At 70.3% G+C, this 21,547-nt stretch carries 21 protein-coding genes; 9 read left to right on the top strand and 12 right to left on the bottom strand.

Translation table 11 applies throughout. From position 1 onward, the window contains the following. Nucleotides 1–19: 19 nt before the first annotated feature. Both H4W30_RS03205 and H4W30_RS44450 read right to left on the bottom strand, forming a co-directional pair. Complete coding sequence (locus H4W30_RS03205; RefSeq protein ID WP_192741412.1) at nucleotides 20–403, bottom strand: VOC family protein; 384 nt, start codon at nucleotides 401–403, stop codon at nucleotides 20–22. Then, nucleotides 400–1,152 (bottom strand): arsenate reductase/protein-tyrosine-phosphatase family protein, encoded by a 753-nt coding sequence (locus H4W30_RS44450; protein ID WP_378233852.1) that lies wholly within the window; start codon nucleotides 1,150–1,152, stop codon nucleotides 400–402. The genes H4W30_RS03205 and H4W30_RS44450 overlap by 4 nt, the downstream gene beginning before the upstream one ends. Nucleotides 1,153–1,266: 114 nt before the next feature. On the opposite strand from H4W30_RS44450, the gene H4W30_RS03195 reads away from it, so the two are divergent. Then, nucleotides 1,267–1,491, top strand: coding sequence for a three-helix bundle dimerization domain-containing protein (locus H4W30_RS03195; RefSeq protein WP_192741410.1), 225 nt, complete (start codon nucleotides 1,267–1,269; stop codon nucleotides 1,489–1,491). A 305-nt stretch (nucleotides 1,492–1,796) separates the two neighbouring features. Here the strand turns inward: H4W30_RS03195 and H4W30_RS03190 are convergent, their stop codons facing one another. Continuing rightward, complete coding sequence (locus tag H4W30_RS03190; RefSeq protein ID WP_192741409.1) at nucleotides 1,797–2,132, bottom strand: DUF6223 family protein; 336 nt, start codon at nucleotides 2,130–2,132, stop codon at nucleotides 1,797–1,799. A gap of 193 nt (nucleotides 2,133–2,325) precedes the next feature. Here H4W30_RS03190 and H4W30_RS03185 point away from each other — a divergent pair, with 193 nt between their 5' ends. Together H4W30_RS03185 and H4W30_RS03180 are read left to right on the top strand one after the other, a co-directional pair. Then, the gene (locus tag H4W30_RS03185) at nucleotides 2,326–3,432 is read left to right on the top strand and encodes a sensor histidine kinase (protein ID WP_192741408.1); all 1,107 of its coding nucleotides are present in this window, start codon (nucleotides 2,326–2,328) and stop codon (nucleotides 3,430–3,432) included. Next, entirely contained in the window at nucleotides 3,429–4,094 is a 666-nt protein-coding gene (locus H4W30_RS03180) for a response regulator (RefSeq protein WP_192741407.1), read from the top strand. The genes H4W30_RS03185 and H4W30_RS03180 overlap by 4 nt, the downstream gene beginning before the upstream one ends. A 6-nt stretch (nucleotides 4,095–4,100) precedes the next feature. On the opposite strand, the gene H4W30_RS03175 is transcribed toward H4W30_RS03180, so the two are convergent. Then, complete coding sequence (locus H4W30_RS03175; protein ID WP_192741406.1) at nucleotides 4,101–4,463, bottom strand: DUF5313 family protein; 363 nt, start codon at nucleotides 4,461–4,463, stop codon at nucleotides 4,101–4,103. A gap of 118 nt (nucleotides 4,464–4,581) precedes the next feature. On the opposite strand from H4W30_RS03175, the gene H4W30_RS03170 reads away from it, so the two are divergent. Beyond that, nucleotides 4,582–4,836, top strand: a complete 255-nt coding sequence (locus H4W30_RS03170) for a Prokaryotic metallothionein (protein ID WP_192741405.1) — start codon at nucleotides 4,582–4,584, stop codon at nucleotides 4,834–4,836. Between the two features lie 93 nt (nucleotides 4,837–4,929). Then, entirely contained in the window at nucleotides 4,930–5,118 is a 189-nt protein-coding gene (locus tag H4W30_RS03165; RefSeq protein WP_192741404.1) for a hypothetical protein, read from the top strand. A gap of 1 nt (nucleotide 5,119) precedes the next feature. Here H4W30_RS03165 and H4W30_RS03160 read toward each other — a convergent pair whose 3' ends face one another. Then, nucleotides 5,120–6,223, bottom strand: a complete 1,104-nt coding sequence (locus H4W30_RS03160) for an Rv2629 family ribosome hibernation factor (RefSeq protein WP_192741403.1) — start codon at nucleotides 6,221–6,223, stop codon at nucleotides 5,120–5,122. A 132-nt stretch (nucleotides 6,224–6,355) separates the two neighbouring features. Here H4W30_RS03160 and H4W30_RS03155 point away from each other — a divergent pair, with 132 nt between their 5' ends. Then, a complete protein-coding gene (locus H4W30_RS03155; protein ID WP_192741402.1) occupies nucleotides 6,356–6,943 on the top strand; it encodes a hypothetical protein in 588 nt (195 codons plus the stop codon). A gap of 69 nt (nucleotides 6,944–7,012) precedes the next feature. Here H4W30_RS03155 and H4W30_RS03150 read toward each other — a convergent pair whose 3' ends face one another. From H4W30_RS03150 to H4W30_RS03120, 7 genes are read right to left on the bottom strand one after another with little or no spacing between them, the layout of a single operon-like run. Further along, nucleotides 7,013–10,324, bottom strand: a complete 3,312-nt coding sequence (locus H4W30_RS03150; RefSeq protein WP_192741401.1) for a serine hydrolase — start codon at nucleotides 10,322–10,324, stop codon at nucleotides 7,013–7,015. Beyond that, the gene (locus H4W30_RS03145) at nucleotides 10,321–11,304 is read right to left on the bottom strand and encodes an ABC transporter ATP-binding protein (protein WP_192741400.1); all 984 of its coding nucleotides are present in this window, start codon (nucleotides 11,302–11,304) and stop codon (nucleotides 10,321–10,323) included. Before H4W30_RS03145 ends, H4W30_RS03150 begins: the two co-directional genes overlap by 4 nt. Further along, the gene (locus tag H4W30_RS03140; protein ID WP_192741399.1) at nucleotides 11,301–13,202 is read right to left on the bottom strand and encodes a dipeptide/oligopeptide/nickel ABC transporter permease/ATP-binding protein; all 1,902 of its coding nucleotides are present in this window, start codon (nucleotides 13,200–13,202) and stop codon (nucleotides 11,301–11,303) included. The genes H4W30_RS03145 and H4W30_RS03140 overlap by 4 nt, the downstream gene beginning before the upstream one ends. Nucleotide 13,203: 1 nt before the next feature. Then, nucleotides 13,204–14,184 (bottom strand): ABC transporter permease, encoded by a 981-nt coding sequence (locus tag H4W30_RS03135; RefSeq protein WP_192741398.1) that lies wholly within the window; start codon nucleotides 14,182–14,184, stop codon nucleotides 13,204–13,206. Then, nucleotides 14,184–15,782, bottom strand: coding sequence for an ABC transporter substrate-binding protein (locus H4W30_RS03130; RefSeq protein WP_192741397.1), 1,599 nt, complete (start codon nucleotides 15,780–15,782; stop codon nucleotides 14,184–14,186). The genes H4W30_RS03135 and H4W30_RS03130 overlap by 1 nt, the downstream gene beginning before the upstream one ends. Nucleotides 15,783–15,791: 9 nt before the next feature. Further along, complete coding sequence (locus H4W30_RS03125) at nucleotides 15,792–16,694, bottom strand: serine hydrolase (protein WP_192741396.1); 903 nt, start codon at nucleotides 16,692–16,694, stop codon at nucleotides 15,792–15,794. Next, entirely contained in the window at nucleotides 16,691–18,082 is a 1,392-nt protein-coding gene (locus H4W30_RS03120; protein ID WP_192741395.1) for a serine hydrolase domain-containing protein, read from the bottom strand. The genes H4W30_RS03125 and H4W30_RS03120 overlap by 4 nt, the downstream gene beginning before the upstream one ends. Nucleotides 18,083–18,666: 584 nt before the next feature. Here H4W30_RS03120 and H4W30_RS03115 point away from each other — a divergent pair. Genes H4W30_RS03115 through catA form a run of 3 tightly spaced genes read left to right on the top strand, consistent with a single transcriptional unit; the run spans nucleotide 18,667 to nucleotide 21,541 of the window. Continuing rightward, on the top strand, nucleotides 18,667–19,560 hold the full coding sequence (locus tag H4W30_RS03115; protein ID WP_192741394.1) for a LysR substrate-binding domain-containing protein: 894 nt from the start codon (nucleotides 18,667–18,669) through the stop codon (nucleotides 19,558–19,560). Continuing rightward, nucleotides 19,560–20,663: a mandelate racemase/muconate lactonizing enzyme family protein gene (locus tag H4W30_RS03110; RefSeq protein WP_192741393.1), complete on the top strand. Its 1,104-nt coding sequence runs from the start codon at nucleotides 19,560–19,562 to the stop codon at nucleotides 20,661–20,663. Before H4W30_RS03115 ends, H4W30_RS03110 begins: the two co-directional genes overlap by 1 nt. A gap of 26 nt (nucleotides 20,664–20,689) precedes the next feature. Then, a complete protein-coding gene (catA, locus tag H4W30_RS03105; RefSeq protein WP_192741392.1) occupies nucleotides 20,690–21,541 on the top strand; it encodes a catechol 1,2-dioxygenase in 852 nt (283 codons plus the stop codon). Nucleotides 21,542–21,547: the final 6 nt, after the last annotated feature.

Genomic DNA, 21,547 nt, shown 5'->3' with positions numbered 1-21,547 from the left:
TCCTGCTCGCCGTGCGATGTCACCGGGCCGCCGGCTGGAACAGCTCGACCGGATTGCCCGCCGGGTCGTCGAACACGATCTGACGACCGCCCGGCCCGGTCACGACGTCACTGCGGAACCCGACGCCCGCCGCACGCAGCCTGGCGACCTCGGCGTCGATGTCCTCGACGACGAGATGGATGCGGTTCCAGCCGCCCGGCGCCGGTTTCGTGCCGTCCGGCATCGGACGGCCCGCCGAACTCGCCGGACCGCTGAGCAGCAGCCGGAGATTCCCGCGCACCACGTCCGCGAACGCGGGCAGCACACTCGAGCGCACGCTGAAGTCCAGGTGCCCGGTGTAGAACTCGACGGCCGCCGCGACGTCGTCGACCAGATAACGCACACTCACCAGATCCGAAGTCATGTCCTCTTCACCTCGTCGTACCGGTTCTTCAGCTGGGCGGTCAGGAACCCGATCCGGCGGTCCAATTCGGCGGCGAGGCGACGGAACGCCGGATAGGTCTCGCCCGCGTCGTCGATTTCCCGCGCCGGGTCCGGCAGGCTCCAATGGACGACGCGCGGATGCCCGGGGAACTCCGGGCAGACCTCGCGGACCCGGTCGCAAAGGCTGATCACCCAATGGAATCGCCTGTTCCGGAGACCGTCCACATGGGACGGTTCATGGTCGAGGACGACGCCGCGCTCGGCCATGACGCGCACCGCGTCCGGATGCAGCGGTTTCGGATGACTGCCCGCACTGGCCACCTCGACCGCCGGACCGGCCCGGTGCCGCAGCAGCGCCTCGGCCATCGGCGACCGTCCACTGTTGCCGGTGCACACGAACAGCACCTTGAGCCGGGAACCGGTGGCTTTCGCATCCGCCGGGTTCGACACGAGAGCGGGATGCAGCGAGCCCCCCGCCTCGGCGAGCGCGTCCGCACACCGCCCCAGATCCAGGTGATAGTAGGTGTCGCGGCCGTCGAAACTGCTTCTCCGTGCCCTGACCAGCTCCGCCGCTCGCAGCTTGCGCAGGTGATAGGACACCAGGTTCTGTGGCTGGCCGACCAGTTCCACCAGCTCGCGCACCCGGCGGTCGCCATGCGACAACTCGCGCAGCAGCCGCCAGCGCAGCGGATCACTCGCCAGCCGCACGAACGGCGGCGGATCGGACATCTCGGCGGTCGCCACGCGGTCGAAGATACATCAATACAGGTTGATATATCTAGACCTCAGCGTGCGGGGCGGTTATCGTCGTGAGGTGCCGTCTCCCGAGATCGTGGAGTTGTCATGACCGCTGACCCGCCGCACCTGCCGCCCAGCGACGAAAACCTCGAGAAACTGATCGACGCGCTGACCGAGCGCTTTCCCGCCGGTCGCGAGGAGGTCGAAGCGATCGTCCACCGGAACTTCACGGAGCTCAGCTCCGACGCTCCGGTGGACGCGTACCTCCTCCAACTGACCGAAGGCAAGACCGCGGACGAACTTCGCGCCCGCTATCCGGCGCATCACTGAGGTTCCTGCCCGGGAGCCACTGCTTCCGCTCTGGAGGCGGTGTCGCGAAAGCCACTTTCGGGACGTCTGATGTCCCGAAAGTGGCTTTCGCGACCCCCGGGCAAGCGCCCAGCAAGACCCGGCGAGCAAGGAACACCGGCAGAGCGAGCCCCGCATGGACGACACGCGTGATTGGACGGACGACACGACCGCGGCCGGATTCCGCCACGTGCCGTCCGTAGGAACACGCGTGTCGTCCGACTGATCACGCGTGTCGTCCGTCTGATCACGCGAAAGCGCCATTCCGCGCAACCGCGGTAGGTCTTTCAGGCCACCCGGCGGGCGCGTGACAGGGCGAGCCATCCGACGATCGCGGCGAGCAGCCCGAGCACCAGCGCGATGAACCCGCCGACGATTCCGTAACCGGTGCCGGGACCACCCTCGGCGGCGGCCACGACGTAACCACCTCCCGCCATCCCGAGAAGCCCCGCCGTGAGCGCCACGAAGGCCCCGCGCCGGGCGTTGCCGGAGCGCATGCGAGCGAGGGCCAAGCCTCCGGCGATCAACCCGATCACGCCGGCCAGCGCGGCCACCAAGGACCAGAAACGGCCTGAGGTCAGGGAGGCGGCGGCGATCGGCTCTGCCAGCAGATGGACCGACATGGGGTGCTCCTTCGTTCGATGACTGGGTCTCCCTGGATCGTGTCCGCCGGGATCGCGTCGGTCGTCCGGTGAACGCAGACAATCCGGGCTACCGCCGATGCCGCAGGAAAGCGCGGACTACCACGTCCGCGGTAGTCCGCGGATGGTCCGCGCGGAGGAGTCCCTCCGGCGGGCGGCTGGCTAGGGTGCACGCATGAGCAGGGTCTGGGACTGGGTGATCGCCGCCGGGGTGACGGCGGTCCTGCTCGTCACGGGACTGTCCGGTGTGGACTCCACGACGAGCCTCGACCCGCTGGGCCACGTGCTGCTGGTCGCCGGTGGCCTGGCGCTCGCCGCGCACCGGCGGGCGCCGATCACGGTGCTGGCCGTGACCGGGGGTTGTGCCTTGGGGTACCAGGCCCTCGGTTTCGACGTTCCCGTCGTCGCCTATCTGGTCGCGGTCTACGCCGCCGTCCGGGCCGGTCACCGGATCGTCGCCGTCGCGGGCTCGCTGTTCATGATCGCCGCGCTCCCGCTGGTGCTCCTGGCCTCCGCCAACGCCGTCACCGTGAGCGAGGCGCTCGCGCAGAGCCGGGACGCGCTTCAGCTGGCCTGGCTGATCGCCGCCGGTGCGGCGGGCGAAGCGCTGCGACAGGCCGAACGCCGGGCCGACGAGGCCGAACGCACGCGCGAGGAGACCGCGCGGCGGCGGGCCGACGAGGAGCGCCTGCACATCGCGCGGGAGCTGCACGATTCGCTCACCCACCAGATCTCCGTCATCAAGGTGCAGGCCGAAGTCGCCGTCCACCTGGCGACGAAACGGGGGGAACCGGTGCCGGAATCCTTGCTGGCGATCCGGGAAGCCGGTCGCGAGGCGACCCGGGAACTGCGGGCGACCCTGGAGGCCTTGCGTGACGACGGAACGCATCCGCCGCACGGGCTCGACGGGATCCCCGATCTGGTGGAACGGGCGAAGTCGACCGGTCTGGACGCGACGCTGATCGTCGGCGGGCAGCGGCACGACCTGCCCGCGGCGGTGGACCGCACCGCGTACCGCATCGTTCAGGAATCGCTGACCAACATCGCCCGGCACGCCGCGGCCAAGACCGCGTCGGTGCGGATCGACCACCGCCCCGGTGCTCTCGCCATCCGGGTCGACGACGACGGCGAAGCCACCTCGGACACCACGCCGGTGCCCGGTGTCGGGCTGCTGGGTATGCGCGAACGGGTCACCGCCCTCGGCGGCAGTCTCCACGCCGGACCACGGAGCACCGGCGGCTTCTCCGTCCAGGCCGAACTCCCCGTGGAGCGAACGTCGTGATCCGTGTCCTGCTCGTCGACGATCAGCCGCTACTCCGCAGCGGCTTCCGCGCGCTGCTCGACGTCGAGGACGACATCGAGGTCGTCGCCGAAGCCTCCGACGGGAGCGACGGCGTGGCGCTCGCCAGGAAGCACCTGCCCGACATCGCGCTCATCGACATCCAGATGCCCGTGGTCGACGGGATCGAGGCGACCCGGCGCATCGCCGCCGATCCGGCCTTGTCCGGCGTGCACGTCGTCATCCTGACCAACTACGGCTTGGACGAGTACGTCTTCGACGCGCTGCGCGCGGGCGCGGCGGGTTTCCTGGTCAAGGACATCGAACCCGAAGACTTCCTGCACGCCGTCCGCGTCGCCGCCCGGGGTGACGCCCTGCTCGCGCCGTCGATCACCCGCAAGCTGATCGACCGGTACGTCACCCTGCCGCCCGGCGCCGGGGCGGGCGGCGGGCTGAAGGAACTGACCAACCGCGAACGCGAAGCCGTCGCCCTGGTCGCCCGGGGCCTGTCCAACGACGAGATCGCCGGCCGCATGGTGATCAGCCCGCTGACCGCGAAGACGCACGTCAATCGCGCCATGACCAAACTCCACGCCCGTGACCGCGCGCAACTCGTCGTGCTCGCCTACGAATCGGGCCTGGTCGTCCCGGGCGACGCGGGCTAGGCCCGATCAGGGCCAGCTGCCCGAGCCGCCACGGGCGGACCGGACCGCTTTTCCGGTACCGCGCGGGAAACCGTGTTTGCCGAGCCGGACCTCGGCGAGTTCGTCCGCGCTGGTCATCGTGAAGAACAGGGCGAGGAACAGGCTCAGCACGAGCGCGCCCAGCACCGGCGCCACCGGTAGCGGCGTCAGGGTCACCAGGAGTACGAACGCGGCCACGAGCCACGGCAGCGCCTCGAAACAGATCCGGGCGGCGAAACGCAGCAGCCACGTCCGCGCCGTCGCGTCGTGCAGGACCCAGTCCCGGTATCGCTCGGGCAGCCGACGTCCGTAGACGTACTGCACCCAGCGGATCGGGCCCGGTCGCTCCATGCGAATCACCTCTCGTGGATTACCCGTTTTCGCCTGGATTCATGTACGCGTCCGTGGTTGCCGGGGAACCGGGCCGGGTAGCCCATCGGCACCGGAGCGAGAGCGAGGAGGGTGCCCGATGGCCGCCTGCGAAGTCTGTGGAAACGACTACGAGAAGACATTCGAGATCCACACCGTCGATGGAGGGGCGCATACCTTCGACTCGTTCGAATGCGCCATCCACCAGCTGGCGCCGATCTGCGACCACTGCGGCTGCCGCGTGGTCGGGCACGGCGTCCAGGTGGAGGACCGGTTCTTCTGCTGCGCCCACTGCGCGCGGGAAAGCGCGGTGGCCGGCGGGGAGAAGGCACGGGACGCCGTCGCCACGTCTTGAGCACTGCGCCATTCGAGTGACATGGGGCTCCTCCGGGGTAGGGCGAAACGGGGTGGGGGTACCCGGTAGGCCACTGCCCCTTGGAGGAGTCCCATGATCACCCGCATGGTCATCGACCGCGACGGCACGACCCTCGAATGCGAGCGGTGTGGCCGCCCCACGGTGCACGTCGCCCGGCTCGTCGCCGACAACGGTGGTGAGGTCGGGCAGACCCTCGTGTGCACGTTCTGCCGACCTCACCGAGCGGACCAGGTCACCCGCGACGGCACGGCCGTGCACTGAGTCAGATCGCGAACCTCAGGATCGCGCCGACGCCCTCGGCCAGGCCCTCACCGCTGACGGGGACGAGATCCGCGCCTTCGGCCAGCACGGCCGCCGGAAGCGCTTCGTCCGCGCGACACCGCCTGAGAGCCTCCGCGGCGGCACCCGAAACGTCGAGGTCCTCCTTCGTGGTCGCGACCTGCGTGGGGTGGCCCGCGACCCAGACGAGCCGGTCGGCCAGCGACTCACCGTCGATCAGCAGCGTCTCGACGGCGGCCGACCGCAGGGCCTCCGTCGTCCTGGCGAGCCCGTCCACCGCCAGCCCGCCGTCGCGCCCCTGTCCGGCGCGGAAGCGGTCGATCACGTCCTGGCGACGGCGTTCCGCGTGCTCCGCCAGCACTCGCCGCACCTCGGCTTCGAGCGCCTCCGGCGCGCTCCCTTCCGCCCGGCCGCCTTCTTCGAGCTCGACGACCTTCTCGGTCCCCCGCGGCGGGAGTTCGTCGCGCACCAGTGCCCGCGCCTGCACCTCGCCCGCGAGCACCAGCACCGCGGCGCCGACGGAGTCCATGAGCTTGACCGCCTCCCGCGCGACCTCCGCGGCGTTGCGTTCTGCGACGGCCTCCACGCGACGCTGGATGTTCCAGTAGGCCGAGCCACCGCCACGCACCTTGTGCACCGGGTGATCCTCGCCCTCGACGGTCCGCTCTTCGGCGCCGTCCTCGCCGACCGCGTACAGATCGGCGCCCGTTTTGTCCACGACCACCACGACATGCGGCACGACAGCCGGGGTGAGCCGCAGCAGCGGGAGCAGGTACGGCTGCGGTGCGACCCGGGCTACCTCACGGAGAGGCGGCTCCACGAGCTCCTCGTCGAGCACGACCTCGCCACCCTCCGCGACCAGGGCGCGCCCGGCCGTGCCTTCCGAAGGCGGCGCGGCGGCCACCGCCTCGTCGAGCGCGGTGAGCGTCCGCTCCTCGGCGCCCTCGTCGGCCAGCCGCTTGCGGAGCGACCGCCAGCGCAGGTCCAGCCGCGCGGCGGCGTCCTCGGTGTTGTGCGAGTTGTCGAAGTAGACCGACGCGAACGGTCCTTCGCGCACGGTGACCTGCCGAAGCGTTGAAGTGTGCACGGTATCTCCTGTCTCGTCGGTTCCGTTTTCGATCTTCGGGTACCCGGGACAAGGACGGTGAATCATGACGTCCTGGCGTCGACGGCGAATTCTTCTTCCCGTCCCATGGGGGTGCGCCCATAGAATGGGACGATGGCGGGGGACGAGCCAAAGAAGACCGACGACGAGCCGGACTACAAGAAGTGGGGCGTCATCGTCGGCACGATCAGCGGGGTCTTCGCCATTCTGGCGGCCATCAACACGCTGACCGGGTTCAATCCGTTGAAGGGCCTCGCTCCCTCCCCCACCAGCCAAACCTCGGCTTCACGGCCGCTCGCCGCGAGCGTGCCTCGGACGACACGGACCACCGAGTCACGGCCGGCCCGCGAGCCGGCGCGGGCCACGAAGGAACCCACCACCCGGGCCGCCGGGACGACGCCGCCTGCCCGGCCCGATTTCCAGGTCCGCTCCTCACAGTGGAACGGTCCGTGCGACGACAAGGCCTGCTCGATGAGCGCGGTCTTCCGCAACAACGGCGACACGGGTTCCGGAACCGCGACGTTCTTCGTGCTGTGGCCGGACAAGTTCAGCTATCTCGCGCAGTGTTCCGTCGTCCTGCCCAGAACGGGTGAGAACGAATTCACCAGCGCCGGATGCGTCGCGAGCAGCGCGCAGCTCCAGAACTATTTCCGCACCCATCGCGGCGGAACCGTGCGCCTGTACGTCAAGGCCGAAAGCTGACCCGTCCGTGAAGGCCTCCTTCACTACCTTCAGGGTAGGGAAGGAGGCCTTCACGGACATCACGACCGGTTAGGACGTCTTCGGTGTCGCACGGACGCCGTAGTGCATGTACTGCTCACCCGTCGGCAACGTGTAGAACGTGACCGGCATCCACGTCCGCGTCCCCGGCTCACGACAGACGAACAGTGAATCGGTCACCGGGACCAGCTCGAACTCCTGCGTCTTCTCCGGCAGGAGTTCGGCGAGCGGTCCGGTGGCGGTCTGCCGCAGCCGCAATCCTTCCCCGGCGGCCAGCACGTCCATCCGCGCGCCCGCCCGTTCGTAGACGCCCACATGCCTCGACCCGTCGACGGTGACCGGGGTCGACGGCGGTTCGAGCGGCCGGGGCATCGCCACGTCGGCGAGTTCGGCGACGATCTCCCGGTACAGCTCGACGTACAGGTCCCGGGTGTTGCCCCCGTTGGTGAGCAACGTGATGGCGAGCCCCTGATCGGGCAGGAGCCGGAGGAACGCCGACTGGCCGATCGTGTTGCCGTCGTGGCCGATGACGCGCTGCCCGCCCCAGGTGTCGCGGATCCAGCCGAGCCCCCAGGAGTCGCCGAGCGAGTGCTTGTCGGGGATGTCGGCCTGTTTCGCGGCCATCGCGGTGACCGAGTCCGTCGTCAGGATCCGTTCCCCCGCCGGGGTCAGCCCGTCGGCGAGGTGCAGCCGCGCGAAGCCGAGCACGTCCTTCGCCGTGGCGGTGATCAGCCCGGCGGGCCCCATGCTCCGGGGCAGTCCCCAGACGGGCGCGGGCGCCGGGTCCTCGTCCCCGTCGGTCACGTGACCGACGGCCGCCCGAAAGAGCAAGGCCTCCTCGGGCAGGGTCACGGTGTGGGTGAGACCGAGCGGAGCGAACAGTTTCTCGCGCATCGCCGCGTCCCACGTCAGCCCGGTGAGCTTCTCGATCACCCGGCCCATGATCACGAAACCCGAGTTGCAGTAGGAGAAGGTCTCGCCGAGCGGATGGTTCTGCGCGGCCTGGTCGAGGACTTCGACGTAGCGTTCGAGACAGTCGTCGCCGCGGCCGGTGTCGGTGAAGACGTCGCCGTCGATACCGCTGGTGTGCGTCAGCAGGTGCCGCATGGTGACTTTCCCGGCCACGCCCGGATCGGCCAGCCGCAGTTCCGGCAGGACGTCCGCGATCGGCGCGTCCAGTTCGAGGAGCCCTTCGTCGACCAGCCGCATGACCACGGTCGCGGTCCACACCTTGGAGATCGAGCCGATCTGGAACACCGAGTCTTCGGTGACCTCGACCCCGGTCTTCGTGTTCAGCACGCCGTAGGACGCCAGCACCTCGGTGTCATCACCGATCCGGGTGATGCCGAGCGCCGCGCCGGGAACGCGGTGCTTGCGGGCCAGTTCGGCCAGCCGTCGGCGCCAGTGCGCGGCCTCGATCGGCACCCGTGACGGGCCATCGGCCGGCGCCGTGTACTGCTCGACCCAGCCGAGGACACGCCGGTTGAAGTCGAGCCGGTGCGACGGCGGCCCGTCGAGGATGAACAGGTGCGAAGCGTCCGGGTACAGCACCAGCCGGGACGGGATACCCCGTGCGCGCAGGGCGCCGAACCACTGCTCGGCCTGGCCGACCGGGCACCGGTCGTCGTTCGCGCCCTGGATGACGAGCGTCGGCGTCCGCACCCGCTCCACCTGGGCGAACGGCGAGAACCGCTCGTTGGCCTTGTCCCACGCCGGACCGCCGAGTTCGCCGACGGCCAGGTAGTGCCCGGCGTCGGACGTGCCGCCCATGCTGGTCAGGTCGCTGACCACGCCACCGGCGACGGCGGCGGCGAACCGGCTGTCGCGGCTGGTCAGGTAGCAGGTCATGAACCCGCCGTAGCTGTAGCCCGCCACCGCGAGCCGGTCCGCGTCGGCGATCCCTTCGGCGACAAGGTGATCCAGCGGTTCGAGGAAGTCGGCCGCGTCCGCGACGCCCCATCCGCCGACGGCGGCGGTGTAGAAGTCCTCGCCGTAGCCGTCGCTGCCCCGCGGGTTGATCAGCAGCACCGCCCAGCCCCGCGCGACGAGCGCCTGGTGATAGAGATGGATCGAGTCGGCCGCGCCGTTCCAGGCGTTGTGCGGCCCGCCGTGGATGTCGAGCAGCAGCGGCGCGGCACCGGACCGCGCCGGGTCCCGCAGCAGCCAGCCGTGGACGACGGTGCCGTCGCCGATGGTGAATTCCCGTTCCTCGTGGCGGAAAAGCTCGACCTCGGCCACGGAGGCGCCGTGCTTGGTGCGCACGTCGACGGCGCCGGTTGCCCGGTCGACGACGGCGACTTCGCCGAACGAATCGCCGGTGGCCAGGACGACCACGACCCGCCCGGCCGCGACGTCCACTCCGGACACCACGCGATCCGCGCCCGCCAGCACCGGACGCGGGCCGTCACCGTCCACTTCGTACAGATGGGTGCAGCCACGGTCCCGGACACCGAACAACACGGCGCCATCCTCCGTCGTCTGCGGTAGGGCTCCCGGATAGCCGGGGCCTCCGGCCATCACGTTGCGATCCAGGGAGGCCGTCAGCTCGACCGGATCCCCGCCGTCGAGCGGAACACGCCACAACCCGAGATGCCCGACCCGGGTGTCGGCCCGGCCGACCACCAGCAACGCGGCGCCGTCGGCGGTCCAGCCGACCGTGCCCGCCATGCCCTCGCCGGAGCCGACCAGCCGTGGCTCGGCGGTCTTCGCGGTCACGTCGAGGACGTAGGCGCCGGAACGGAAGGTCAGATCGGCGTCGCCGTCCTGACCGGACGAGAAGGCGAGGTGCGTGCCGTCGGGCGACCAGGCCGGATCACCGGCGTGCCAATCGCCGAAGGTGACCTGCCGGACTTCGCGCGTGGCGACGTCGAGGACGTGCAGATGCTTGCGGACGGTCTTGATCAGCCCGGCGCCGTCGGCCTTGAAGTCGAGACGATCGGCCACCACCGGGGCGTTCGGCGCCGCTTCCCCACCGGCCAGATCGACCGCGGCGGAGAAGGCGATCTTGCCGCCGTCCGGACTCCAGACCGGCGCGCCCGCCCCGAGCGGGAGTTCGGTGACCTGCTCGGCCTCCCCGCCCGACGACGGCAGGAACCACACCTGCGGCGGCCCGTCCTGGGCGCGCAGGAACGCGATCCGCGTGCCGTCCGGCGCCCATTTCGGGGCCAGGTCGGCGGTTCCGCGGGTGAGCCGCCGGGCTTCGCCGGTGGTCGCGTCGACCTCCCAGAGCGTGTGCACGTTCCGGTCCTCGTCACGGTCCGCGGTGCGCAGGACGTAGACGATCCGGTCGCCGCCCGGGGACAGCGAAGGCTGGCTGGGGACGGCGATGTCGTATAGGTCGTCGAGACCGAGACGTCGGGTCATGATGCGCTTGCTCCTCTGGAAGTCGTGAGCTCGTTGTCGCTGAAGTGACAGGCCGCCGAGTGACGCCGCTGCGCCGCGCCCTCGGCGGGATCCACCCGGAGGCAGAGGTCGCGATCGGCGCGCACGAGCGGGCCGACCGGGCAGCGTGGGTGGTAGCGGCATCCGCCGGGCGGATGATGCGGGTCGGCGGGTTCGGCGTCGGCGATCACGTCGTCCGAGCCCGTGCCGAGCAGTGACGTGGTCGCCGAAGGCGCGGCGGCGAGCAGGTCACGCGTGTACGGATGCCGCGGGTCGGTGAGCACCTGTTCGGCCGGGCCGACCTCGACGATCCGGCCGAGGTACATCACGGCGACGATGTCGCTGAGGTACCGGATCACCGCCAGGTTGTGCGAGATGAACAGCATCGACAGGCCGAGCCGCCGTTGCACGGACCGGACGAGGTTGAGCACCGCGCCCTGCACCGAGACGTCGAGCGCGGAGGTGATCTCGTCCGCGATCAGCACTTCGGGCCGTCCGGCCAGCGCGCGGGCGAGCGCCACCCGTTGCCGCTGGCCGCCGGAAAGCCGTCCCGGCAAGTGGTCTGCGCGTTCGGGATCGAGGTTGACCAGTTCTAGCAGCCGGGCGACCTCGTCCCGGCGGGCCGCGCGTCCGGGGAGGACGCCACGTGGGATCGCCTCGGTGATCGATTCCCCGATGCTCATCCGGGGGTCCAAAGAGGAATACGGGTCCTGGAACACCATCTGCAGCGGCGGACGGCGGGGCAGCTCGCGGACGTCCACGCCGCCCAGCAGAACCCGTCCGGCGCTGACCGGTGACAGCCCGACGGCGGCGCGGGCCAGCGTCGACTTCCCCGATCCCGATTCACCGACCAGCCCGACGACCTGTCCGGAAGGGACGGTCAGCTTTACTCCGTCGACGGCCGTGAGCCCGCGGCGGCCGCCGTAGCGCACGCTCACCGCGTCGAAGACGAGATCGCTCACTCCGCACCTCCGGCGGTCACGATTTCCTTGACAGGCGGGGAAAGCGGCGCCGGATACCAGCAGGCCACGCGATGCCCGGGTTCCACGCGCTCCAGCGCCGGGTCTTCGAGGCGGCATCGATCGGTCACCGCCGGGCACCGGTCGGCGAAAGCGCAGCCGGCGGGCACCCGGTCCGGTTCCGGCGGGCGGCCGGGGATCACCGCGAGCGGCGCGTCACGATCGGTATCAAGGTCGAGCGTCGCGGCCAGCAACGCCCGCGTGTACGGATGCCGCGGCGTCCCGGCGGTCGGCAGATCCTCCACCACCCGGCCCGCGTACATGACCAGCATCCGTTCGCACGTCTGTGAAACGACCGCGATGTCGTGGCTGATCAGGATGATCGCCGTGTCCCGCTCGGCCCTGGTCCGCGCCAGCAGGCGCAACAACTGCCGCTGCACGGTGACGTCCAGCGCCGTGGTCGGTTCGTCGGCGATGATGAGCTTCGGGTCGCCCATCAGGCCCATGCCGATCATCGCGCGCTGCCGCATGCCGCCGGAGAACTCGTGCGGATACTGCCGTGCCCGCCGTTCGGCGGCGGGGATCCGCACCGCGCGAAGCCGGTCCACCGCGCGCTCGAAGGCCTTGGCACGCGGGAGTCCCTGATGCTGTTCGGCGACTTCGGCCAGCTGGCGGCCGATCCGCCTGGTCGGGTTGAACGACGTCATCGGATCCTGGAAGACCATCGCCAGAGAGGTGCCGAGCAGGCCACGTAACTCCCGTTCCGGTGTCGTCAGCAACGGTTTCCCGGCGAATTCGAGCTTGTCCGCGGTGACCACGGCGGGTGCTTCGACCAGCCGGGACACCGCCAGCCCGGTCAGGCTCTTCCCCGAGCCCGACTCGCCGACGACACCGACGGCCTCACCGGCGTGGACGGTGAAACCCACCCCGCGCACCGGAACGGTCCAGCCCGCCGGGTTCGGGAACGCGACCTGGAGGTTCTCCACGACCAGCACGGCGTCGTCGCGGGACTCGGCGGCGTCTTCCCTGGCCGGGGCGACCGGCCGCGGCGCGAACCTCCGCAGCCCCGTGCGCACGCCGATCACCCCGGCGACGGTCTCCCCCACCAGGTTGAAGGCGAGCCCGGCGAGGACGACCGCGACCCCGGGCGCCAGCGCCGCCGCCGGATTGACGTAGATGCCGTTGGGTCCTTCGCCGAGGATCCGCCCCCAGTCGTATTCCGGGGCCTGGACACCGATGCCGAGGAAGGACAACCCGGCGAAGGCGAGCAATGCCCCGCCGGCGCCGATGGTCGCGTTGACCACCAGCGGTTCGCCGATATTGGGCAGGATGTGCCGGAACAGCAACCGGATCCGGCCGACGCCGGAGATCCTGGCCGCCGCGACGAAATCCCGTCCCGCCACCGAAGCCGCCATCGTCTGTGCCAGCCGCGCGAACGCCGGGGCCAGCGCGAAACCGACCGCCAGCACGGCGCCGTGCGTCCCGACGCCGAAGATGACCGAGAAGAACAACACCAGCAGCAGACCGGGAAAGGCGACCGCGATGTTGACCGCCGCGATCACCAGCCGGGCGAGCGGACGCGGCAGCACCGAGGGCAGCGCCCCGAGCACGAGCCCGGTCATCACGCCGAGCGCGGTGGCGAGCAGCGCCAGCACGATCGACAGCCTGGTCGCCACCAGCACGCGATAGAGGATGTCGCGGCCGAGGTCGTCAGTGCCCAGCCAGTGCGCCGCCGACGGTCCTTGCCCGATCGCGTTCGTGTCGATCTCGAAAGCCTTGTCCTGCCACAGGATCGGGGCCAGCACCGCGAGCACGATCACCAGCGCCAGCAGCCCGGCCGAGCACGCGCCTAGCGGGGTGCGCAGGGCCGCGAGCCATTTCGCTCGGCGCGGATTCGCCATCTCAGTCCTCCCGGATCGTCGAACGCGGATCGAGGACGGCCAGCAGCACGTCCACCGCCAGGTTCACCAGCAGGACACCGATGCCGTAGACGAGCACGATTCCCTGGACCTGCGGATAATCCTTCTGCAGGATCGACTGCGTGATGGTGGAACCGAGGCCCGGCCAGGCGAACACGTTCTCCACCAGCACCGTCCCGGCGACCATCCCGGTCAGCATCAGCCCGCCCATGGTCAGGGTCGCGGTCAGCGCGTTCGGCATCGCGTGCCGCAGGTAGACCAGCCGCGCGGGCAGCCGCTTCGCCCGCGCGGTGCGGATGAAATCGTTGCCCAGCACGGAAAGCGTCTCCACGCGGACGATACGGGAGAGGACCGACGCCGGGCCGAGCGCCAGCGCGATCACCGGGAGCACGAGCGCGCCCGGTGCTTCGCTGCCCGCCACCGGGAACCAGCCGAGGCGGACCGCGAAGAACGCCACCAGCGCCACCGCGACCAGGAACTCCGGGATCGCGGCCAGGAGGACCGTCGTCGAGGTGAACGCCAGTTCCCCGCCACGACGGCGGCCGCCCCTGGTCAGGACTGCGAACAGCAGGCCAAGCGGGATCGCGACCGCGATGACCACCGTGAAGGCGGGCAGCGCCAGTTGCAGGGTCGCGGGGAGCCGGTCGCCGATGACGTCCGCGACCGGTACCCCGGTGGTCATCGACGTTCCCCAGTCGCCCGAGAAGAGACCGGCGAGGTAGTCGGCGTACTGCTTCCAGAGCGGGTCGTCGAGGCCGAGCGCGGCCCGCCGGGCGTTCACCAGCTCGGCGGGCGCGGTCAGCCCGAGCGCCGCGCGGACGGGGTCGCCGGGGATCAGCTGGATCATCAGGAACGCCGTGGTGACCAGGACCCACAACGAGACCGCGAACCGGCCGAGCCGGCGGATCCCGAACGACAGCCAAGGGCTGCTGCGCGGGCCGGCCGTCGCGACGGCGCTCGTCATCAGGAGTACATCCGGATCGACGACGGCAGGATCTGGCCCTGGTTCATCTCGAACCGCGCGCCGTTCGCGAAGGTCGGGATGGTCGAATTCACGAACGGCACCACGTCGAGCCGTTCGAACAGCGCGGATTCGGCGGCCAGCCAGTCACCGCAACCGGCTTCGGCCGTCCGCGCCGACGCCTTGCCCACGAGCTCGGTGTACCGGGGATTCTCGATATACGCGAAATTCGTACCCTGCGGCGGTTTCGCGCCGGAGACGAACGGAATGGCCTGGCTGGGCAGGACGAATCCCAGTGGTGCCAGCGAAACCTCCCACTCGCCGGTGCCGAACAGCACCTGGCTGACACCGGGACCGTCGACGGCCTTGATCGTGGCCTCGACCCCGATGTTCTTCCACGACTGCAGGATCAGCTCCGCGGCCGAGACCATCGTCGGCCCGACCTGGGTGCCGTAGACGACGGTGAGGGCGAGCCGTTTGCCGTTCTTGGCCCGCACTCCGTCCGGGCCGGGCATCCACCCCGCGGCGTCGAGCCCGGATTTCGCGGCGGCAACGTCGAAGGCGGGCAGCTTGCCGTTGACCGAATCACCGGGACACGCCAACGGTTCCCCGGTGACGAGCCCCTTGGCGGGCTGGCCGGTGCCGGTGGTGAGCACCTTGCCGATCTGGGCGAAATCGAGCGCCTGGGTCAGTGCCCGCCGCACCGCCAGGTCCTGGCCGGGCCTGCCGGGCGCCTGGTTGAAGAACACCTCGCCCATCGGCATGACGATGTCGGCGTGGAACAACTTCTGTGACCGCAACCGCTGCTGGTCCTGCCCGGTCACCTGCGCCGCGCTGAGTTCCCCGGACAACAGCAGGTTCGCCGTCGTCGTCATGTTCGGCACGACCCGGAAGACCACTTTCTCGGGAAGTCCCGGCTGTTCGTTCTTCCAGTCGCCGGGGCCCCAGGCGTAGTCCTTGCGCCGGGTCAGGGTGTAGTGGTCGTTCGGCACGATCTCGGTCATGGTGAACATGCCGGTGCCGTGCTGTCCTTTCGCGACGGACGCCCGGTCCGCCAGCCCCTTGGCGCAGACGATCGGCACCCCGGCCACGTTGCGCAGCAGGAACGAATCCGGTGACCCGCTGGTGACCGTGACGGTCCGGGCCGCGTCGTCGGCCACCGCCTTCGTCCCCGCCTTGACACTGACGCCGGTCAGCGGGGACTTGGTCGCCGGATCACCGACGTGGTTGATGTTGGCTGCCACGTCCCGCGCGGTCAGCGGCGAACCGTCCGCGCATTTGATCCCGTCGCGCAGGGTGAAGTTCGCCGTGGTCGTCGTGGCGTCCCATTTCTCCGCCAACCCCGCGACCGGTTTTCCCGCCGAGTCGAGGTTGATCAGGCCGTCGTAGAGGAACCGCCCGATCTGCCTGGCGATCGACAGCACGGTGACGGCCGGGTCGAGCGTCCCCGGATCGGTCGACAGGCCCATCGTGAAGGTCTTGCCGTCGGTCAATTTCTGGTTCGCGGTCCGGTCCTGTCCGGATTGCGACGTCCCCCCGCACGCGCTCACGGTCAAGGCCACCACGCCCGCCATGGCGGCGGTGAGCCGGGCTGTCTTCATGCGGTTCTCCTACGGTTCGACGGAAAGTGCGCGAAGGTGGTCCACGGCGAGGCGCGCCGCCGTGCCGATCGAGGCGTCGACCGCGGGCAGGCGATCGGCAAGGGATCCGGCACGGGTGAACACCGCGACGGCGTACCGGCGACCGTCCACATCGGACACGACACCCGCTTCGTTGCGGACGGCGGGAAGCGTCCCGGTCTTGGCCGCGATCGCCACCCCGGCGGGGAAACCGGACGACATCCGGTGCGGCCAGATCTGCCGTGCCATGATCTTCCGCACGCTTTCGCAGGCGGCCGGGTCGCCCGCGCGGTCGGTCCAGATCGCGTCCAGCAGCGCGGTGATCTCCCGCGGCGTCGACGCCGTCGTGCGTTCCGGGTCGAGCACCGAGAGCTTCCACAGCTGTTCGGGCGTGGCGGCCGCGAAGACGGCTTCCAGGTCGTCGTCCGGTTTCGCGCCGAGATCGGCGATCACCGAGGAGAAAAGGTCTTCGCAGCAGCCGATCAACCGCGTCCTGGCGAGCCCGAGATCGGCGAGCACCCGGTCGACGGCCTCCTGGCCGACCCGGCGGTAGACGAGGTCGGTCGCGGCGTTGTCGCTCATCGTCAGCATGAAATGCGCCAGGTCGCGCCAGCTCATCTCGACGTCGTCCGCACAGCCCGCGGTGCCGATCCCCCCGATCCGGTACCGGGCGGTGACCCGGGTCCGCTCGGTCTCGTCCAGCCGCCCGGCCACCACTTCCCTGGCGTAGGCGACGGCGACCGGGATCTTGAAGACCGACGCGAGCACGACCGGATCGTCCGCGCCCACCGCGACTTCGGGCCCGCCGGAGACACCGACCTCCCGCGCGTGCAGGAATCCGCGAGCCCCGGCGGCCGCGAAGACCGCATCGATCTCGTCGGCGATCCGGCTCACCGGCCCACCCGCCGGTCGGCGCGCCCGGTGTGGAGGTACAGCGCCCGGCCGTTCCCGTCATCGCCGACGAACGCGTGCGGCATGTGCAGGCCGGGGTGCGTCTTGTAGGCCGCGACGAGTGTGTTGTCCTTGTAGGCCAGCAACTCCGCCTTCTCGGTTTCGCCTCCCGTGGCGGCCATGACCCCTTTCGGCACCCGCTCGATCCACAGCTTGCCGTCGTCGTCCTGGGTGACCACGGTGTCGGCGACGCGCGACGAGTACTCGCCGACGTACCGGGACGGGTCGGCCGGGGCCGCCGCCGCGTTCGGCTCCGGCAGGGCGGGGACCTCGACGTCGGCGAGGTCGCCGAGCACCTTCCGGAAGATGTCCGCGTACAGGTGGAGCGTCTCGCCTCCGTTGGTGAGCAGGGCGACCGCGACGTTGCGGCCCGGCACCACCCGCAGGAAGGCCGACTGGCCGATGGTGCCGCCGTCGTGGCCGATCACCGGGCCGCCCGGCCAGTCGAAAAGCATCCAGCCCAGGCCCCACGCCCCGCCCATCAGGCCGAGGTCGGGCAGCTCGACCTGGCGTTCCCACATCGATCGCACGGTTTCCGGCCGGAGCACCTGGGTGCCGTCGTCCGCCCGGCCCTCGGACAGGTGCATCCGCGCGAAGGTGAGCAGATCGCGCGGGCGCATCGAGAGCATCGATCCGGCGGGGGCGTTCGACCGGGTCAGCGCCCAGATCCCGGCCGGCCGCGGGTCGCCGCCCGGTTCCGGCGCGAGGTGCCCGATCGCGGCGCGGTACCGGATCGCGTCGTACGGCCCGGCCGCCGCGTGCGTCAGTCCCAGCGGGGCGAACAGATGGTCACGCAGGCAGTCGTCGTAGGACTTGCCCCGCAGCACTTCGACGACGCGGCCGAGCACGCAGTAGGCGGCGTTGTTGTAGGAGAACATCTCCCCCGGCGGGAACAGCTGGGGCACGTCCGCCAGCGTCGCGACCAGTTTCTCCACGCAGTCGTCGCCCACACCGGTGTCGGTGAAGATGTCGCCTTCGAAACCGGACGTGTGGCAGGTCAGCTGCCGGACGGTGATCCGCGACGCCGCGTCGTCGTCCGCGAGGACGAACTCCGGAAGGTAGCTGCGGACCGGCTTGTCGAGATCGAGGAGACCTTCGTCGACGAGCTGCATCGCCAGCGTCGTCGTCCACACCTTCGTGATCGAGCCGATCTGGAACAAGGAGTCCACTGTGGACTCGACAGCGGTGTCCTTGTTCAGCACGCCCGCCGCGTGCTCGATCACCTCGCCGCCGGCGAGGACCGCGACGGCCGCACCGGGAACCCGGTGTTCGGCCAGCAGGGCGGAAAGGTTCTGGCCCAACCAGGCGTCGATTTCGGAAAGTTTCGCCATGTTCCACCTCGTGTCCGGGAAGCGTCGGCCGCAGTTCCCGGGATGCTATGCCGGGGACCGGCGCCACCGATTCGTGCGGAACGACGAGAGCGACGGGAAAGTTCATCCGTGCTGACGAACTGGAGTCGGAGCCGCGCATCCCGGTCGTGCACACGACAGCAAGGGAGACAAGGAGTTCCCGGACACGATCCCGTCCGTCACCGGAAGGACGGGGGTTACCGCTCCGCGGGGTCGCCGCTGAAGTACGTGAAGGCCCCCTTCATTGCGCCTGGCGCAATGAAGGGGGCCTTCACGTACTTGGGACAGCAGCCGCTGGGGCTCCTGCGGCACGTGGGGCAGCCAGTCCGTGTCGTACCCGAACACTCACGACAGCCCAGCAGCGGTCGCGAAAGCCACTTTCGGGACATCAGACGTCGCGAAAGTGGCTTTCGCGACGTGTCCCCGGCATCACGGCACCTTCCCGCACTACGCTGACGATTGATAATCGCTGTTTATCAATAGGCCGGAACCAAGTCTTTGTCTTCGATGAGTCCGCTTCGTACCGTGGACGGATCGGCGGCAGAGGCAACGGAGGGAGGCGTCTCATGGAACTTCGTCACCTGCGCTACTTCGTCACCGTCGCCGAGACCTGTCACTTCGGCCGGGCGGCCGAGCGGCTGCACGTCGCGCAGCCCGCGCTCTCGCACACCATCCGCCAGCTGGAGGAGGAACTCGGCGTCGTCCTGCTGGCCAGGACGACCCGGCAGGTCCGCGTGACGCCGGCGGGCGAGTTCTTCCTGGCCGAAGCCCGGCGCGTGCTCGCGGGGCTGGACGTGGGAGTCCGCGGGGTCCGCCGGATCGGTGAGGGCAAGCGGGGCCTGCTCCGGGTCGGCTTCACCGGCACCGCCGCGTTCTCCCATCTGCCGCGGCTGGCCAGGGCGCTCGCCCAGCGGGTGCCGGACGTGGAGCTGGAGATCCGCGCCGATCTCCTGACCGCCGAGCAGTGCGAGCGCCTCCGCACCGGGACGCTGGGCATCGGGGTGCTCCGCCCGCCGGTCACCGGGGACGACATCGGCTTCCGGGTGATCGAGAGCGAGCCGCTGATCCTCGCCGTCCCCGCCGACCACCGGCTGGCCGCCGAACCCGTCGTCGCGATGGCGGACCTGCGGACCGAACCACTCGTGACCTACGACCGGCGCAACTCCGTCGTGTACGACGCCGTCGCCCGCAGCTGCCGGGAGGCGGGGCTCACGCCCCATCAGCTGCATGAAGCCTCCGGGACCGCGGTCCTGCTGGCGCTGGTCGCCGGCGGCCTCGGGGTCGGCGTGGTGCCCGCCTCGGCCAGGGCGCTGCCCCTGGCCGGTGTCGTGTTCCGCGACCTCGCCGGAGCGGCGACCGTGGAGCTGGCGCTGGCGTGGCACCGCGAAACCCCGTCCCCGCTCGTCACGACGGTCCTCGACGCGCTCGAGGACGTCTTCCCCACCCCAGAGGGCACCTGATGAAGATCACGCGAGTCGAGGCGATCCCGTTCGCCATCCCGTACCGGAAACCGCTGAAGTTCGCCTCGGGCGAAGTGCACGTCGCCGAGCACGTCCTCGTGCGGGTGCACGCCGACAACGGCGTCGTCGGCGTGGCCGAGGCGCCCCCACGCCCGTTCACCTACGGCGAGACGCAGGCGGGGATCATCGCGGTGATCGACTCCCTGTTCGCCCCGCAGGTGGTCGGCCTCAGCCTGCTCGACCGCGAAACGGTGCACACCAGGCTCGCCCGCACGGTCGGCAACCCGACCGCGAAATCCGCGATCGACATGGCCGTCTGGGACGCGCTCGGGCGCAGCCTCGACGTGTCGGTCACCGAGCTGCTCGGCGGCTACACCGACCGCATGCGCGTGTCCCACATGCTCGGCTTCGACGAGCCGTCGGCGATGGTCGCCGAGGCCGAGCGGATGCGGGAGACGCACGGCATCACCACCTTCAAGGTCAAGGTCGGCCGTCGTCCGGCGTCGCTCGACACCGCCGTCGTGCGCGCGCTGCGGGAGCATTTCGGCGAGGCCGTCGACCTCTACGTCGACGGGAACCGCGGCTGGACCGCCGCCGAATCGGCCCGCGCGATGCGCGAGATGGCCGACCTCGGGCTGCTCTTCGCCGAGGAGCTGTGCCCCGCCGACGACGTCCTCGGCAGGCGCTGGCTCGTGCGGCAGCTCGACGTGCCGTTCATCGCCGACGAATCCGCGGTGACCCCGGCCGACGTCACCCGCGAGATCCTCGGCGGCTCCGCCACCGCGATCAGCATCAAGACCGCCCGCACCGGTTTCACCCGTTCGCAGCGCACCCACCACCTCGCCGAAGGGCTCGGCCTGGAAGTCGTGATGGGCAACCAGATCGACGGCCAGCTCGGCTCGCTGTGCACGGTCGCGTTCGGCTCGGCCTACGAGCTGACGTCCCGCCGCCCCGGCGAACTCTCGAACTTCCTCGACATGAGCGACGACCTGCTCACCGAGCCGTTGCGGGTCGTCGACGGCGAGCTCACCGTCCGTCCCGGTGCCGGTCTCGGTGCCGAAATCGATCCGGAGAAGCTCCGGCACTACCGCCAGGACCACTGACGCCCACCACGAATCAAGGAGGATTCATGACCGCCATCCACGAGTCGGCCACCGCGGCCGCGTCCGGCGCCAATGCGACGGAACGGTTCAAGAGCGACAAGTTCGCCGGCGTCGCCGGAACACCCAAGGAGCGCGTCAGCCTGCTGGCCAGGGAGGTACTCGAAGCCGTGCACGGCACGATCCGCAAGCACAAGGTCACCTACGACGAGTACAACGCGCTCAAGTCGTGGCTGATCGGCGTCGGCGAGGACGGGGAGTGGCCGCTGTTCCTCGACGTCTGGGTGGAGCACGTCGTCGAGGAGGTAGCCACCGAGCACCGCGAGGGCAACAAGGGCACCATCGAGGGGCCGTACTACGTGCCCGGCGCGCCCGAGCAGGGCGCCCGCGGTCCGGTCCCGATGCGGGAGGACGAGCCCGGCACACCGCTCGTCTGGACCGGCCGGGTCACCTCCACCGACGGCACGGCGTTGAGCGGCGCGAAGGTCGAGCTGTGGCACGCCGACGCGGACGGCTTCTACTCCCAGTTCGCGCCGGGCATCCCGGAGTGGAACCTGCGCGCGAGCTTCACCGCCGACGCCGATGGCCGCTTCGAGATCCACACCGTGCGCCCGGCGCCGTACCAGATCCCGACCGACGGTTCCTGCGGCAAGCTCATCGCCGCGACGGGCTGGCACGCGTGGCGCCCGGCGCATCTGCACGTCAAGGTCTCGGCCCCCGGGCACGAGCTGCTCACGGCCCAGCTGTACTTCCCCGGCGACGAGCACAACGACGACGACATCGCTTCGGCGGTCAAACCGGAACTCGTGCTCGACCCGCATCCGTCGGGTGACGGCGAGACCGTCGAGTACGGCTTCGTCCTCGACCCCGAACGTCCCTGACCGCCA

The organism is Amycolatopsis roodepoortensis (genome assembly GCF_014873915.1).
GTDB lineage: Bacteria > Actinomycetota > Actinomycetes > Mycobacteriales > Pseudonocardiaceae > Amycolatopsis > Amycolatopsis roodepoortensis.
The sequence above is the reverse complement of the archived record's forward strand: the minus strand, read 5'-3'. Positions and strand labels throughout refer to the sequence as shown.

Coding starts and splice junctions, on each gene's coding strand:
- H4W30_RS03175 (WP_192741406.1), bottom strand. CDS start 4,463: ATGGAGCGACCGGGCCCGATCCGCTGGGTGCAGTACGTCTACGGACGT.
- catA (WP_192741392.1), top strand. CDS start 20,690: ATGACCGCCATCCACGAGTCGGCCACCGCGGCCGCGTCCGGCGCCAAT.
- H4W30_RS03205 (WP_192741412.1), bottom strand. CDS start 403: ATGACTTCGGATCTGGTGAGTGTGCGTTATCTGGTCGACGACGTCGCG.
- H4W30_RS03185 (WP_192741408.1), top strand. CDS start 2,326: ATGAGCAGGGTCTGGGACTGGGTGATCGCCGCCGGGGTGACGGCGGTC.
- H4W30_RS03155 (WP_192741402.1), top strand. CDS start 6,356: ATGGCGGGGGACGAGCCAAAGAAGACCGACGACGAGCCGGACTACAAG.
- H4W30_RS03130 (WP_192741397.1), bottom strand. CDS start 15,782: ATGAAGACAGCCCGGCTCACCGCCGCCATGGCGGGCGTGGTGGCCTTG.
- H4W30_RS03110 (WP_192741393.1), top strand. CDS start 19,560: ATGAAGATCACGCGAGTCGAGGCGATCCCGTTCGCCATCCCGTACCGG.
- H4W30_RS03195 (WP_192741410.1), top strand. CDS start 1,267: ATGACCGCTGACCCGCCGCACCTGCCGCCCAGCGACGAAAACCTCGAG.
- H4W30_RS44450 (WP_378233852.1), bottom strand. CDS start 1,152: ATGTCCGATCCGCCGCCGTTCGTGCGGCTGGCGAGTGATCCGCTGCGC.
- H4W30_RS03150 (WP_192741401.1), bottom strand. CDS start 10,324: ATGACCCGACGTCTCGGTCTCGACGACCTATACGACATCGCCGTCCCC.
- H4W30_RS03190 (WP_192741409.1), bottom strand. CDS start 2,132: ATGTCGGTCCATCTGCTGGCAGAGCCGATCGCCGCCGCCTCCCTGACC.
- H4W30_RS03170 (WP_192741405.1), top strand. CDS start 4,582: ATGGCCGCCTGCGAAGTCTGTGGAAACGACTACGAGAAGACATTCGAG.
- H4W30_RS03165 (WP_192741404.1), top strand. CDS start 4,930: ATGATCACCCGCATGGTCATCGACCGCGACGGCACGACCCTCGAATGC.
- H4W30_RS03135 (WP_192741398.1), bottom strand. CDS start 14,184: ATGACGAGCGCCGTCGCGACGGCCGGCCCGCGCAGCAGCCCTTGGCTG.
- H4W30_RS03115 (WP_192741394.1), top strand. CDS start 18,667: ATGGAACTTCGTCACCTGCGCTACTTCGTCACCGTCGCCGAGACCTGT.
- H4W30_RS03140 (WP_192741399.1), bottom strand. CDS start 13,202: ATGGCGAATCCGCGCCGAGCGAAATGGCTCGCGGCCCTGCGCACCCCG.
- H4W30_RS03120 (WP_192741395.1), bottom strand. CDS start 18,082: ATGGCGAAACTTTCCGAAATCGACGCCTGGTTGGGCCAGAACCTTTCC.